The organism is Chitinophaga pinensis DSM 2588 (assembly GCF_000024005.1).
Taxonomy (GTDB): Bacteria; Bacteroidota; Bacteroidia; order Chitinophagales; family Chitinophagaceae; genus Chitinophaga; species Chitinophaga pinensis.
In genome coordinates, this window is record NC_013132.1 from 6282073 (window position 1) to 6296125 (window position 14053).

13 protein-coding genes are annotated in these 14053 nt (G+C 46.3%); 6 read left to right on the forward strand and 7 right to left on the reverse strand.

Annotated features, from left to right (window positions below; all coding sequences use genetic code 11):
* The first annotated feature begins 131 nt into the window (after positions 1-131).
* The gene (locus CPIN_RS24975) at positions 132-1049 is read left to right on the forward strand and encodes a bestrophin family protein (RefSeq protein ID WP_012792637.1); all 918 of its coding nucleotides are present in this window, start codon (positions 132-134) and stop codon (positions 1047-1049) included.
* A 72-nt stretch (positions 1050-1121) separates the two neighbouring features.
* On the opposite strand, the gene CPIN_RS24980 is transcribed toward CPIN_RS24975, so the two are convergent.
* Positions 1122-2054: a manganese catalase family protein gene (locus CPIN_RS24980; protein ID WP_012792638.1), complete on the reverse strand. Its 933-nt coding sequence runs from the start codon at positions 2052-2054 to the stop codon at positions 1122-1124.
* 242 nt (positions 2055-2296) lie between these two features.
* On the opposite strand from CPIN_RS24980, the gene CPIN_RS24985 reads away from it, so the two are divergent.
* The 4 genes from CPIN_RS24985 (at position 2297) to CPIN_RS25000 (ending at position 6356) form a co-directional block, all read left to right on the forward strand.
* The gene (locus CPIN_RS24985) at positions 2297-2572 is read left to right on the forward strand and encodes a hypothetical protein (protein ID WP_012792639.1); all 276 of its coding nucleotides are present in this window, start codon (positions 2297-2299) and stop codon (positions 2570-2572) included.
* 100 nt (positions 2573-2672) lie between these two features.
* On the forward strand, positions 2673-4391 hold the full coding sequence (locus tag CPIN_RS24990) for a carbamoyltransferase family protein (RefSeq protein WP_012792640.1): 1719 nt from the start codon (positions 2673-2675) through the stop codon (positions 4389-4391).
* A 10-nt stretch (positions 4392-4401) separates the two neighbouring features.
* Positions 4402-5373 carry a glycosyltransferase family 2 protein gene (locus CPIN_RS24995; RefSeq protein ID WP_012792641.1) on the forward strand — a complete coding sequence of 324 codons (972 nt, stop codon included), beginning with the start codon at positions 4402-4404 and terminating at the stop codon, positions 5371-5373.
* A 2-nt stretch (positions 5374-5375) separates the two neighbouring features.
* Complete coding sequence (locus CPIN_RS25000) at positions 5376-6356, forward strand: glycosyltransferase family 9 protein (protein ID WP_012792642.1); 981 nt, start codon at positions 5376-5378, stop codon at positions 6354-6356.
* On the opposite strand, the gene CPIN_RS25005 is transcribed toward CPIN_RS25000, so the two are convergent.
* The 5 genes from CPIN_RS25005 to CPIN_RS25025 are packed head-to-tail and all read right to left on the reverse strand — an operon-like array spanning position 6321 to position 11819.
* Positions 6321-7439, reverse strand: a complete 1119-nt coding sequence (locus CPIN_RS25005) for a glycosyltransferase family 9 protein (RefSeq protein ID WP_012792643.1) — start codon at positions 7437-7439, stop codon at positions 6321-6323. The genes CPIN_RS25000 and CPIN_RS25005 overlap by 36 nt on opposite strands.
* The gene (rfaE2, locus tag CPIN_RS25010) at positions 7440-8924 is read right to left on the reverse strand and encodes a D-glycero-beta-D-manno-heptose 1-phosphate adenylyltransferase (protein WP_012792644.1); all 1485 of its coding nucleotides are present in this window, start codon (positions 8922-8924) and stop codon (positions 7440-7442) included. It abuts the gene before it with no gap.
* Entirely contained in the window at positions 8900-9496 is a 597-nt protein-coding gene (locus CPIN_RS25015) for a D-glycero-alpha-D-manno-heptose-1,7-bisphosphate 7-phosphatase (RefSeq protein ID WP_012792645.1), read from the reverse strand. Before CPIN_RS25015 ends, rfaE2 begins: the two co-directional genes overlap by 25 nt.
* Entirely contained in the window at positions 9493-10761 is a 1269-nt protein-coding gene (locus CPIN_RS25020) for a glycosyltransferase family 4 protein (RefSeq protein ID WP_012792646.1), read from the reverse strand. The genes CPIN_RS25015 and CPIN_RS25020 overlap by 4 nt, the downstream gene beginning before the upstream one ends.
* A 14-nt stretch (positions 10762-10775) precedes the next feature.
* Positions 10776-11819, reverse strand: a complete 1044-nt coding sequence (locus tag CPIN_RS25025; RefSeq protein WP_012792647.1) for a glycosyltransferase — start codon at positions 11817-11819, stop codon at positions 10776-10778.
* 461 nt (positions 11820-12280) lie between these two features.
* Here CPIN_RS25025 and CPIN_RS25030 point away from each other — a divergent pair, with 461 nt between their 5' ends.
* Positions 12281-13438, forward strand: a complete 1158-nt coding sequence (locus CPIN_RS25030) for a zinc-dependent alcohol dehydrogenase (protein ID WP_012792648.1) — start codon at positions 12281-12283, stop codon at positions 13436-13438.
* Between the two features lie 67 nt (positions 13439-13505).
* Here the strand turns inward: CPIN_RS25030 and CPIN_RS25035 are convergent, their stop codons facing one another.
* A complete protein-coding gene (locus tag CPIN_RS25035; RefSeq protein ID WP_052306873.1) occupies positions 13506-14039 on the reverse strand; it encodes an MmgE/PrpD family protein in 534 nt (177 codons plus the stop codon).
* Positions 14040-14053 lie beyond the last annotated feature (14 nt).

Below are 14053 nucleotides of genomic sequence, written 5' to 3' on the forward strand. Positions count from 1 at the left end.
CTTAACTAATTGATTTTAAACTTCCGAACATCAGACGACAAACTATATGTTGCAACAAGTGTACGTCAAATTCCTGAAATGACGAACCCGGAATACTACCGAATCCATAATTTTGTGCCCAAATCCGTCCCATGATTATCAGAAAGAAAGAGAACTGGTTCAAGATGCTGTTCGTAATGAAAGGTTCTGTGCTGCCACGGGTATTTCCCCGCCTCCTGTTATTGCTTGTACTATCTTTTTTGGTAGTATATGCACGGGGCTCCTTCTTTCATATGAAAATACAACTGAACCCCGCCCCTTTCACCCTCTTCGGCATAGCGCTGGCACTTTTTCTTGGATTCAGGAATAATGCCAGTTATGACCGCTTCTGGGAAGGCAGGAAATTATGGGGCGCACTGCTTAACGATACACGTTCCCTCGCCAGACAGGCACTGACCCTGGGCGTTTATCCAAAAGATGCGGCCGAACCCAAGGCCTTCATCCAATTCCTGATTGCCTTTACATATAGCCTGAAACATCAGTTACGCCGGACAGACGCAAGCGCTGATCTCGACAGACTATTACCTGCTTCCCTGGCAAATAACATCAAAAACGTACATTATAAGCCCATCATGCTGATGAAAGAAATGGGCGAATGGGTACAGAGGGCTAAACAGGATGAAAAGATTGATTCCATACAGCAGGCCGCATTTGATGAAAACCTGAATAAACTCTCAGACATCGTCGGTGGTTGTGAGCGACTGGCAGGCACACCCATTCCTTATACTTACAGCGTACTCTTACATCGTACCGTCTATATATACTGTCTGCTATTACCTTTTGGTTTTGTGGACAGCCTCGGCTGGATGACTCCCATTATCGTCACCTTTATCGCTTATACTTTCGTAGCGCTGGAAGCTATTGCCGATGAACTGGAAGAACCCTTCGGCCTGGCCCCGAACGACCTGGCACTGGATGCTATGAGCAGGATGATAGAAAATACCTTACTGGAAATGACCGGTAAACCAGTTGTACCTGATGCAGCGCCCACTGACTATTACATTAGCTGACCTAGCCACAAACAAAGAGGGGCCGGCTTTCACCGACCCCATTCCACCCTTATCTGATAAAACCATAAACACTTATTTATAGTTGCTCCACTGGGCTTCTCCCGGTTGAGCAGTGGCATTTACTTCCGTACTTCGGAGTTCACTGAGTTGCTGATCGAGCGCATTTACATCCTTCAATGTGCGGTTAGTACCTTCCGGCTGAATGCCTGTCATGCCCTGCGTCTCCCGTACATAAGCAACAGGGTTGTCAATATACTGCCATTCTTCACCCAGCTGCGTGCTGACACCTTCATTCCATGGACCACGTACTTTATTTGTATCCGACATGTTAAAATACTTGTTGCTGTATCGCGGATCTCCCTGCAATACTGCCGGAGGAAAATTAGGCTGTATGGTATCAAGCGCTGCTTCAAACATCTGGAAGTGTGCAATTTCTCTTGTCATCAGGAAAGTGAGTGTTTCCTTCACATAAGGATCGTCTGTAAACTTCATCAGATATTCATAAGTAATTTTAGCTCTTGACTCTGCTGCCATATCGGAACGCAGGTCAACTGTAAGATCATTGTTCGCATTTATGTATGCACCTGTCCATGGTACTCCCTGACAATTTGTAAGCATTGGACCGCCACCACTATGTACCAGAAACTCGGGATGCATCATCGCCTGATGAATATACTCTTCTTTTCTTGCAGTGCCCTGCATCGTCTCCATGATCTCTGAGTTATCTGCCGCATTTTTTAATTCCCCGTTTACCCCTTGTAACAGTAACTGTATGGTAGCGCCTACTATCTCCAGGTGACTGAATTCTTCCGTAGCAATATCCATTAACATGTCATATTTATCGGGATATGGTTTTCTTGCGCCAAAAGCCTGAACAAAGTATTGCATGGCTGCTTTCAGTTCACCGTTGGCGCCACCAAACTGTTCCAGTAATAAGGCTGCAAAACGAGGATCAGGTGCCGATACACGCACATTAAACTGTAAATCTTTTACGTGATGAAACATGATGTTGTTCTTTTATGGTAAGTAATAAGTGCAGATGTACTGATGAGAGGACTATAAGTATGCCATGAAATATTTCCCGTAAGCGTTTCTATGAAAGTGTTTCTCATATTACATACGTGTGTAGACAAGCTTTCTCCTTTATGGGGTAGATAACAATTCTCTTCCTGTATACACTAGTGGCGTAATCTTTGAGCCACATATATTGTACAGCCTTATTATTTCACTCCACTAAAAATAATTTTATGCAAGCAGTAGAAAATATTCAGCTACCAGGGGATGAAAAAGATCCATTAAATGCAAACCTGGCAGAAGATCAACAGGAGAATGCCAATGATATCAACCAGGATGGCCTCGAAGCAGATGATGTCAACGACGTTGACCGCGATGTAGACCTGGAAGGAGATGAAGAAGAAGACATGGATGATACGCCTGAACTCGATGAAGAAGATCTTGAAGAAAATGATTTATCAGAAGACGACGCAGATAAAGTACAGTGGGAATCTCCAAAAAATAGTTAACCCGTAGCGTAGCTACGCATGACAGACAGGGGCAATGAATGAACATCACCATTCATTGCCCTTCTTAATGACCCATCCGAACGACAAAACACATTTCTATATGTATACTCTTGGAATCAATGCTGCTTTTCATGACTCCGCAGCATGTCTGGTAAAAGATGGCCAGCTGATCGCAGCGGCAGAAGATGAACGCTTTACGCATGTCAAACATGGAAAAAGACCCATTCCTTTTTCAGCTTATGAGCTTCCTTATCATGCGATAGACTATTGTTTAAAAACGGCGAACATTCATCTCAGCGATGTTGATCACATATCTTATTCTTTCGATCCGTTTATTCTGCTTCCTGAAGAGGACGCAGCAAAAAGTCTGATCGATATACCATTGAGACAACCTTCGCAATTTGTACCGGAAAAATGGGTCTCTCCATGGGATCCGTTATTTCTCTCTGCCATTATCAATGCACCCGGCCAACTGACGGACGGCTATCCGCATCATTTACAGCAACGCTTCCGTGGCGCCAGATTTAACGATGATCAATGGCACTTTGTAGAACATCATTTATGTCATGCTGCCAGTGCATTTCTGCCTTCACCTTATCATGAAGCCGCTGTGTTGACAATTGATGGGCGTGGTGAAAAAGCTACCACTACGTTCAGCATGGGTAAAGGAAATGACCTGCAGCGCCTCAGTCAGGTGGATATGCCGCATTCGCTCGGATTATTGTATGAGAAAGTCACAACTCACCTTGGCTTCCTGCATTCTTCTGATGAATACAAGGTAATGGCGCTGGCATCATACGGTAAACCGGTTTTCGTCAATGCATTCCGTTCAATGATCAATATGCTGGACAATGGACAGTATGCTATCCAAGACGAGCGCATGGTTGAATTACTTGGCCCTGCAAGGAAAAAAGGTGATGAGTTCACTGCTCATCACTTTAATATCGCGCATTCATTACAGGCTGTGCTGCAGGAATCCGTACTGCAACTGACTGACTGGCTATACAAAGAAACGCAGGCAGATAATCTTTGTTTTGCAGGCGGAGTTGCCTTAAATTGTGTATTGAATGCAAAGATCAGAGACGCAGGTATTTTTAAAAATATCTGGGTACAACCCGCATCAGGAGATGCTGGCACAGCGCTCGGTGCTGCTTTATGGACCGATGCAAAAGAACGTGGCAGCCAGGAAAAAACCTTCCACATGGATCATGCTTACTGGGGCCCGGAATATGGCGATGACGAGATAAAAGCCTTCCTCGACTGGACAAAAACACCTTATACAAAACTGGAGAATGTAGCGGAAGAAACAGCCGCACTGTTAGCACAGGATAAAATCATTGGCTGGTATCAGGGACGTATGGAGTTTGGTCCACGTGCATTAGGCAGCCGTTCAATTCTCGCTTCTCCTATTTCTGCGGATATGCAGGCCAGACTAAATGAGGTGAAAGATCGTGAGGACTTCCGTCCCGTAGCGCCTGTTGTACTGGAAGACGTCGCTGCTGAGTGGTTTGAAGATGCTCATTTCTCTCCTTTTATGCTGTTCGTATACAATGTAAAGGAGGATAAAAAAGATAAAATTCCGGCAGTTACACACGTAGACGGTACTGCCCGCATACAAACAATTAACCGGGATCAACATCCGCGTTATTATGATCTCTTACAGGCTTTTTACAAACAGACAGGCGTACCTGTATTGATCAACACTTCATTTAACACGTTAGGTAAACCCATCGTATGTACACCGCGGGATGCAGTAGAATGCTTCTGGTCATCCCCTTTTGACGCTCTTGTAATAGGTTCTTTTCTTGTTCAGAAATAAAACTGTCGCTATGGAAAAAAAAGTAAGCGTTGTTATTCCCTCTTATCAACGCCCCGAATTACTTTCCCGTTGCCTGCAGGCATTAGAGGCACAGGAATTTGATCTCAGTGCAATTGAAGTGATTGTCGTCAGTGACGGCCCTGATAAATATACCCGTCAGGTAGCCTGTAGCTGGAAATACGCAGGACTGGTCGATGTACGGTACATCGCACTGCCAAATAAAAAAGGTCCGGCAGCAGCAAGAAATACCGGTTGGAAAGCGAGCGAAGCACCTTTAATCGCATTTACGGACGATGATACGCAACCGGATCCTTTCTGGATACAAAGTATCTGGAACGCATGGAAAGGGGAACCCACCATCGTATACACAGGCCGTGTAGTAGTCCCGATAAAAGGACGCCCCACAGATTATGAACTGAATACGGCTCAACTGGAAAAGGCGGACTTCGTCACCGCCAATTGTGCCTGTACGAGAGAAGCCCTTGAAATAGTCGGCGGCTTCGATGAATTGTTTGAAGCTGCATGGCGGGAAGATAGCGATCTGGAATTCCGTTTGCTGCAACATCATATTCCGATCTATCACCTGCAACAGGCGATTGTAGTACATCCGGTGCGCAAAGCCGGATGGGGCGTAAGTATTAAAGAACAAAAGAAAAATATCTTTAATGCATTACTGTATAAAAAGTTCCCGCAGGAATACAGGAAACGTATTCAGAAACGGCCAGCCTGGAATTACTATATGATGATCCTGTTCTTCATATTGGGTGCGGGCTTCCTGCTGGCAGGCGATTATACCACTGCCACCGTTTCGTTTGGTGCATGGTTATTGCTGATAGGATTGTTTGCAGGCAGGCGGCTGCGGCATACATCGCATAGCACGTCGCATGTGCTTGAAATGATCATTACATCAGCAGCCATTCCTTTTGCAGCTACCTATTGGAGTTTGTACGGGTCATGGCGTTATAAAGTACTTTATCTGTAAACATGCAAACAGCTATTAAAAAAATTGCCATCTTCCGTGCCTTACAACTGGGAGATATGTTATGCAGCGTACCTGCATTCCGTGCCTTACGCAAGGCTTTCCCGGAAGCGCACATTACGCTGCTCGGATTGCCTTGGGCAGCATCGTTCGTAGAACGGTTTCATCATTACCTTGATGAATTTGTACACTTCCCCGGTTATCCCGGTTTACCGGAACAGCCGGTGGTAGCTGCACAGATTCCTCCTTTCCTGACAGCAATGCAGGAAAGGCAGTTTGATCTTGTATTACAGATGCAGGGAAACGGGTCTATTGTCAATCCAATGGTTGCATTGTTAGGTGGACGATATACGGCCGGCTACTGGCGCCGTGAAGACGGTTGTCCGGATGCCGGCCTTTTTCTTGAATATCCGGAACAGGTATCAGAAGTAGAAAGACATCTGCTGCTGATGGAATACCTGGATATTCCCCGCCAGGGTACACAACTGGAATTCCCTGTTACTGCAAAAGATATGGCAGACTTTAATCAGCTCTGTCTTCCGCTGGAAGCGCAGGAATATCTCTGTGTACATCCGGGATCCAGAGGTAGCTGGCGGCAGTGGCCACCACATATGTTTGCTTCCATGGCAGATGAATTTGCAGAGAAAGGATGGAAAATTGTGCTGACAGGCACAAAAGACGAACGGCCATTAACAGAAGCCGTTGCAGAATTAATGAAACACAAATCTATGAATACTGCAGGCCTCACTACATTGGGTAGCCTGGGTGTATTGATTAAAAATGCACGGGCTTTATTATCCAACTGTACCGGCGTCTCGCATATGGCCGCTGCATTTGAAACGCCGAGTGTAATCATCAGTATGGATGGAGAGCCTGGCAGATGGGCGCCATTGAACAAACAACTGCATTATACAATAGACTGGACAACAGCACCTGATTACGATATAGTGCTAAGGCAGGGTATGAGGCTTCTCGAGACTACCTGAAGAGGCACCGCGCATAGCCAGCAGCGCTGATACTGTTTCAGCAATACGCGTGGATGTGGCAAGCGGCAACTCTTCCCGTGAGAAAGACCGATAAACATATTTCACTATCTCGTTCTTACTTTGCAGGTCTTTAGGTACATCAAAATATAATACATCGTTAGGTACACACCAGGGCGTATGTTGCGGGTTGGTCAACGCATACAATACCAATACAGGCGTCTGAACAGCCGCAGCTATATGCACTGTACCGGTGTTAACAGATACCAGCAAAGAAGCATGTGCAATGAGTACGATCAACTCCTGTAAATCAAATACGCCTGCTGCTGCAAAACACTTCTCTCCTATACCTGTTGCAATAGCTGTAGCTTCCGTCTCATTGTTTTTACCTGTGATCAGCAACTGACAATCCCTTTGCGTCAGGATCTTTCTTCCTGCTGCAATCCAGTCCGATACCGCATATTTCCTTTTCTGTTCAGATACTTCCGGATGCAGTATGATCCAGGGTTGTTCCGGATCGATACCGAGTGACTGCAATTTGTTCCAGACCAGTGGCCACAATCGCTCCTGTACACGTATACTGAGCTGCCGGTCTTTTATAATACATCCCACCCGCGCAACCAGTTCAAGATCACGTAAGACCTGGTGCCGGATAAAACTATATGGCTCTTCATCCGGTATCCAGTGCGTCAGTAAATGATATGGGTTCTCTCTGCAATAAGCCAGCCGGAGCGGGATCTCCGCCAGGTAAGCCAACAGAATCGATGGCATGGGATTCTGACTGTATACGGTGAAAATAACTGCTGCGTCAAAGTGACGTTCTTTCAACCGTTGTACCAGTTCATGAAACTGTGAAGGAAGCGGGATATTATTTGTCTGTACCCAGGGCACATCACAAATAATGGCATCGTCTATTTCGGGAATTTCGGGAACGACCGCCGCCCCAAGGGTAGACACGAGTACGGTAATATGACAATGGAACGTTTCTTTCAGGGCTTTGATTGCCGGTGTAGTCATTAACAGGTCTCCTATGTTATCCGGCCGTATACACAATATACGGCGGCAGGAATGCCATTCATTTTTCATTTATGCCTCCGCTACTTTTAAAACAGGCGTTGTATAGATACGTTTAATGATCTGAGTGGTGGAACGGTCCGGTACAAGTGGCAACAGAACGACTTCTCCTCCATACGCCTCCACAGCGGCGGCTTCCGGCAGCGATTCCCTGCTATAATCTCCACCTTTTGCGAATACCGCAGGCTGGACAATCCTGATCAATGGTTCCGGTGTATCATTTTCTTCGCTGCCAAAAGATATAAGATGCGTAATGGCGCCTAAACCAGCCAGCACCTGTACACGATCATTCAGGCTATTGATTGGACGCTCCGTGCCTTTCAGCCGTTTAATGCTTTCATCTGTATTGACCCCTACGATCAATACATCTCCCAGTGCTGCCGCTCTTTCCAGGTAACTGACATGCCCGCTGTGCAGGATATCAAAACAACCGTTGGTGAAAACGATCTTCTTCCCCTGGGCTTTGTACATGTTACACAAGGCTTCCAGCTCCTCACTGTTACGGACGTATTTATCTTTTGCAGAGAAATAAGCGATCAGTTCTCCCTGTTTGCAATGTGCAGTATTACGCTTTCCGATAGCTACCGCTGCTGCTGCACCGGCTACTTCTGCCGCGGTGGCAGGCATGGCATCGGCAAGACAGGCCAGCATAAATGCACTGATATAAGTATCGCCTGCACCAGACACGTTTGGATTGTTTACCGGACGCGCTGCAGTATGACACAGCAGTTTATCTTCCCTGAAGATCAATGCGCCTTCCTCATCCAATGTGAGCGCTGTGATACGGGCATTCGTCGCGTCGAAGATAGCGGCGCCCATTTCCTCCATTTGTCTGGCTTTGCAGGTCGCCAGTTCCTGTAATCCCAGTAATGCAACAGCTTCTTTATAATTAGGCTTTACAAGGTCAGGCTGTAATTGTTTATAGCGGGACAATTGTTTCGCATCCACGGCAATAAACTTCTTATGTACATGGTTCATCTGTTCCAATGCATCGATGATACCTTTTGTGATCAGTCCCTTATTGTAATCAGCGATCAGAATAGCATCATGCAATGGCAACTGCTGCTCCAGCATGGCTATCAGTTGCCTTTCGCAATCTTCGTCCGGTTGCACTTCGGTTCCCTCGTCGTAGCGGGTCAGTAATTGTTGTCCGGCGATCACCCTCGTTTTAGTAATCGTCCTCCTTGTATTACAACGGATCACTTCATTGCTGATCCCCTCCCGTTCCAGTAATTCAGCGGCGAGTCCTGCAGCATAGTCATCACCTGTCAGGCTGACGAAAGTAACGTTTGCACCCAGGTTGCGCAGATTAACAGCCGCATTCGCGCCTCCACCCAATACCGAAGTCTGGGAACTGATATCAACAACCGGTACCGGCGCTTCCGGAGAAAGACGGGTACTCGCCCCTCTCAGGTACGTATCTATCATCAAGTCTCCTACTACCAGGATAGCCGGTTGTACAAAAGACCTGATTAATGTCTGATATATGAGTTCCATGTCTTTGATTTTTCTATTGAATGACTGGCAATCAACGCGGCTGCTTCCAGCAAGTCTTTTGCGATATATTCAGGCCGGGAATGTTGATTCATCTCCCATACCGTTTCATTTCCGTTGTTTATTAATACCGATTTACAGCCGGCGCGGTTACCGGCTTCTACGTCATGCAAAATATCCCCTATCATCCAGGACTCTCCAAGGGAGATACCCAGTTCCCTTGCGGCCCTTAATATCATCCCGGGAGCGGGTTTACGGCAGATACATGCTGACGCATATCCGGCAACTTTTCCTGCAGGATGATGCGGACAATAATAAAAACCGTCAAGCCGGATATCGGCATCGGCAAGCAATTGCCTTACCATGGAAATCACAGGCTGCATGTCTTCTTCGTTGAAATAGCCATGTGCAATTCCTGCCTGATTAGAGATCACGATCAGGGAGTACCCCTTACGCTGCAGTAACCTTAACCCTTCAACAGCGCCGTATTCAAGCGTTATCTTAGCAGGATCCACATTGTAAGGAACATTCCTGATCAGTGTCCCATCCTTATCTATGAAAATTGCCTTCTTCATAAACTGAGCCTTTCGCCTTTACCGGAATTTTTTGCGTAGACAACACGGCTACGCCCGATGATCTTTTCATATACCGCCTGCATATCCTGGGCTACCAGTTCCCAGGTAAACAGTTTGTTGATCCTCCGGACCGCATTCGCACTCATCTCCCGTAGTCTCACCGGAGAACGCAACAATGAATTGATCTTTGCAGCCAGTGCATCCGCATCTTTGGGCGGTACAAGCGCTCCTGTCTTTCCTTCCAGCACGCTGAATTTAATACCGCCTACATTACTTCCGATGACCGGCGTTCCACAGGCCATCGCCTCCAATGGCGTAATACCAAATGGCTCGTACCAGGGTGTCGTAATAAACAGATCGGCTGCCGCGTAATAGTATTTAAGCTCTTCCCGCTCCTTCTGTCCGACGAAAACAACCCGCTCACTGACATTCAGCTCTTCCGCCAGCGAACGTAGTCTGTGCAGTTCATTCACCGTATCAGCGTCTCCTCCTACTATGAGTAGTTTCATTCTCAGGTCCCTGAATTTCAGTTTGGACAGGGCCACGATCACATTATCTACCCCTTTTCTCGGTACCATTCTTCCCAGCTGCAACAGAATGCGCTCATCCTGTGATAGCTTCAGCAGGGAACGTGCAACGGACTTATTCAGCGGGTAGAATTCTTCCGTATTGACCCCACAAGGTATGATGGTAATTTTATCTACCGGTGCATGATAATAGTTGATAAGATCATCTCTGTCCTGCGGGCATTCGGCAATAATCAGACTAGCCTCTCTTACTGCCCTTTCTTCAATGGCAATCCGCTCCTCTGGAAAGGCGTCATTATTACCCTGGTGAATACGGCGGATGTGACCTAATGCATGAAAGGTGACCACAAACGGTATATCGAGTGCCGCCTTTATGTCCATCGCTACGAGAGCTGACATAAAGAAATTTGCGTGGACCAGCTCATAAGACAGCTGTTCTTCCTGTATAAACTGCAACATATCGCTGGTAAAAGCAGGCATATATTGCAAGAGCGTTTCTTTGGGAATATCTTCTGCCGGACCTGCATCTACATGTACGATCCGGATCATGTCGCTGAAAATGACAACCTTTGGTAGCTTCTTCTCATCCCGCCGGGTAAAAATATCGATTTGATATCCTTTATGGGCCAGTTGCCTGGCTACCTCCCCTACATATACATTTTGTCCTCCCGCATCAGTACCGCCCAAAGCAGCCAGTGGCGAGGCATGCTCGCTGATAAATGCAATTCTCCGTCCCATAAATTTGATTTTTATCAGATGTCGCTGGCAATAGTGTTCCGGTCAGCGTCTGCTGTCTGTTTACCGAAAAGCTGGTCAGTATAGATCAACTCATTCATGTTCCCGTTACACACGTTATGAAATAACCTTTCCCAGTCAGCAATAAAGCGATCGATGTTGAAACGCTTCATCGCGGTCGCCTTTGCTTCTGCCCCCATTTGTGCGGCGAGTTCAGGTTCATTCAGCAACAGCTTCATTTTTTTGATGAGGTAATTAATATCAGTATGTATAAAACCGTTCTTACCATTTTCGATGACAGTAACCAGCTCTGTAGTGGCCAATCCGACGATAGGTAGGCCCTGTATCATCGCTTCACAGACTGCCAGTGCCAGACTGGTATGCCTCACAGGATGAAAATAGAAACGGTATCTGCTCCTGAATAATGGTAATTGCGGATGCAGGATCTCTCCCAGCCCATCTTCTCCATTCCCCATACCTACCAGGTCAACCGGCAGTATGTTCCGTACCTGCTGGAAAATATCCCAGCCAAGTCCTCTTCCGCGCTGAGGGAGATGATTGATTGTAACGAGGCCCTTTGCAAGTTCACCCGTATAAGGCACATCTGGCATATTTACCCCATGCTCGATGACAGTAGCCGGTGTCCGGTTATTGTCCCACATCAGACGGTTGTAATGGGTTACATGTACCAGACAGATACGACGGTCATTTACGACGTGCCTTGTTGTTACTGGATTTTTGGCAGGTGTGTTATGCTCCAGATAAACCCTGGGCAATCTGCGTTGTGAAGGAGACAGGATATCATACTGGTCTACCAGGTAATCCTTGGTAGATTGATACAGGATGACGTCGAAATCAAAGTCCTTCACCATTTTAACCGGAATCTCATGCACGTTATCTCCGAATGGAAACGTTTTCCCCCTTCCATAATACCCAGGTGTGCGCTGCTCGTTGACAGGAATATAGATATCAAAATTGCCCTGTGACAGGTAATACAGATAACTTCCGTGAATGTGCCAAGTAAAAATTTTCAGCCTGGGCCTCTGCTGTGTAGTCGCCATATATATATTTAAATAGGATTGACAGTTGGTAACAAAAATGTGCTTATGACCTTCCCCGATGTGTCTTTCTATTCACCAGACAATTATTCTTACTTATCTAATAATCTAAAATGGGCTCGCAGAAAGGGAGATCAATAAACAAACCAATTGTGACGGTTCTGAAATAATTGATTTATAGGATTTTATTTTGAGCAATTCTTATTCGTTGTAAAGCACTGCGTTGAAGCGCTTCCCCGGCGGACGCTGCCGCTGCATGAGTAAATGTTTCAACAGTCTTATGGTGTAACAGATAAAAATACATATTGCCCCAAGAGTTCTACACTTGATGTATGCTATTCACATCACAGCAACAAGCTGTATCTAAACTTCATACACATCGCCATGGCACGATTTTGCAACACGCTTAACTGTTCTATCCACTCCCTCTCCTTTATTCATCTCATCACATAAAAATTTATCTTATGAAGGCAGCTGTGTTCCATAAAATCGGAGACATAAGTGTAGACAACGTGGAAGATCCGCGTATTGAACACCCGGAAGACATCATTGTGAAAGTGACCTCAACTGCCATCTGTGGCTCGGACCTACATATCTATGACGGGTTCTTTCCCCAGCTGAAAGACCAGGTGATGGGACATGAATTCATGGGTATAGTAGAAGATGCCGGATCAGGTGTCAGTAAATTGAAAAGAGGCGACCGGGTTGTTGTTCCCTTCCCCATTGCCTGTGGCCATTGTTATTTTTGCGATCATCAGCTACCCGTTCACTGCGAAAACAGTAACAAAGAAAACTATGGTCCGCAGGGAGATATGACTTCCGGAAAAGGCGGCGGACTATTTGGCTATACAGATCTTTATGGCGCCTATGCCGGCGGACAGGCAGAATATGCGCGTGTTCCCTTTGCTAATTTTGGTCCGCGGGTCGTACCGGACAATCTTACAGATGAACAGGCCCTCTTCCTTACGGACATCTTTCCTACCGGCTGGTCAGCTATTGACTGGGCACAGCTAAGAGGAGGAGAAACAGTCGCGATCTTCGGTGCAGGTCCTGTGGGATTGATGGCACAGAAAGCCGCCTGGATACAGGGCGCTGGTCGGGTGATCGCAATTGATCCCGTGCAGTACAGACTGGACATGGCCAAAAACACCAATGGCGTTGAGGTTATCAACTCTTCTGAATCAGATCCTGTTCAGGCAATATATGATCTCACACATGGAAGGGGCGCAGATGTATGTGTGGATGCTGTAGGCATGGAAGCAGACAGGAGCTTCCTTGAAAAAGTAAAGGCAGTGATCAATGTAGAGAAAGGTACGGCTAAAGTGCTTGAAAACTGCTTCAAAGCAGTACGGCGTGGAGGCACCGTGACAGTAGTAGGCGTCTATGGCAGTCCATACGATAATTTCCCTGTACATCGCATTTTCGACAAAGGGATTACCATCAAAACCGGACAGGCGCCTGTGCAAAAGTATATCGATCATCTGATGGAACTCGTGTCGTCAGGAAAGGTAACACTGCATGATATCATTACACATAAGCTGCCATTATCTGCGGCAAGCAATGCATACGATATTTTCAAGAAGAAAGAAGACGGTTGTGTGAAGGTTGTATTAAAACCGTAATTATGGTAAAGGCGTCCGCCATTTGGCGCGACGCCTTTTTCTTATACAGGCTGCATCACTTCCATATTTATATTCTGGTCAGCAATGTGGTCAGTGCAGTCGCACTCTCCTGCTCAATATGCTGTACAACATGAACGATCAGCTGTTGCAGCTGCCGGTCTATAATCCCTTCAGCAAGTACGTTGAACTTGGTAATGACATCATCCCAACTCAATGGTCTGGTAAAAAATCCCTTGAAGTCCTCACATTTCTGCTCCAGTTCCTGTCCGCTATTCAGGGTGATCGTCACTTTAGCAGGTACTTTATCCGGATAAACAGCGGTGTACGGATCCAGGTGATCTACTACTTTACGCGGTGTCTTCAATGGGAAATTAGTATGTGTTTTTACCTTCTGTAACAATTCCTGTACGTCCGCACGACGTATCCGTTCCTTTGCAAACTGGTCCGGCATCAGCTGACCATCTATCAATGCGGCAGCGATAACATAAGCCATACTATGATCCGCCTGCTCTTTCGTCTGCACATTATGACGATCACCATAATGACCGCCTCCCACAATTTCATAAGCTGTTTCGAAGGTAGTGACGTCAATAGACTTCACTTCACTTCCCTTCC

Excerpts from the sequence above, each read along its gene's own strand:
- CPIN_RS24975 (WP_012792637.1), top strand. The coding sequence starts at position 132 with ATGATTATCAGAAAGAAAGAGAACTGGTTCAAGATGCTGTTCGTAATG.
- CPIN_RS24980 (WP_012792638.1), bottom strand. The coding sequence starts at position 2,054 with ATGTTTCATCACGTAAAAGATTTACAGTTTAATGTGCGTGTATCGGCA.
- CPIN_RS24985 (WP_012792639.1), top strand. The coding sequence starts at position 2,297 with ATGCAAGCAGTAGAAAATATTCAGCTACCAGGGGATGAAAAAGATCCA.
- CPIN_RS24990 (WP_012792640.1), top strand. The coding sequence starts at position 2,673 with ATGTATACTCTTGGAATCAATGCTGCTTTTCATGACTCCGCAGCATGT.
- CPIN_RS24995 (WP_012792641.1), top strand. The coding sequence starts at position 4,402 with ATGGAAAAAAAAGTAAGCGTTGTTATTCCCTCTTATCAACGCCCCGAA.
- CPIN_RS25000 (WP_012792642.1), top strand. The coding sequence starts at position 5,376 with ATGCAAACAGCTATTAAAAAAATTGCCATCTTCCGTGCCTTACAACTG.
- CPIN_RS25005 (WP_012792643.1), bottom strand. The coding sequence starts at position 7,439 with ATGAAAAATGAATGGCATTCCTGCCGCCGTATATTGTGTATACGGCCG.
- rfaE2 (WP_012792644.1), bottom strand. The coding sequence starts at position 8,924 with ATGGAACTCATATATCAGACATTAATCAGGTCTTTTGTACAACCGGCT.
- CPIN_RS25015 (WP_012792645.1), bottom strand. The coding sequence starts at position 9,496 with ATGAAGAAGGCAATTTTCATAGATAAGGATGGGACACTGATCAGGAAT.
- CPIN_RS25020 (WP_012792646.1), bottom strand. The coding sequence starts at position 10,761 with ATGGGACGGAGAATTGCATTTATCAGCGAGCATGCCTCGCCACTGGCT.
- CPIN_RS25025 (WP_012792647.1), bottom strand. The coding sequence starts at position 11,819 with ATGGCGACTACACAGCAGAGGCCCAGGCTGAAAATTTTTACTTGGCAC.
- CPIN_RS25030 (WP_012792648.1), top strand. The coding sequence starts at position 12,281 with ATGAAGGCAGCTGTGTTCCATAAAATCGGAGACATAAGTGTAGACAAC.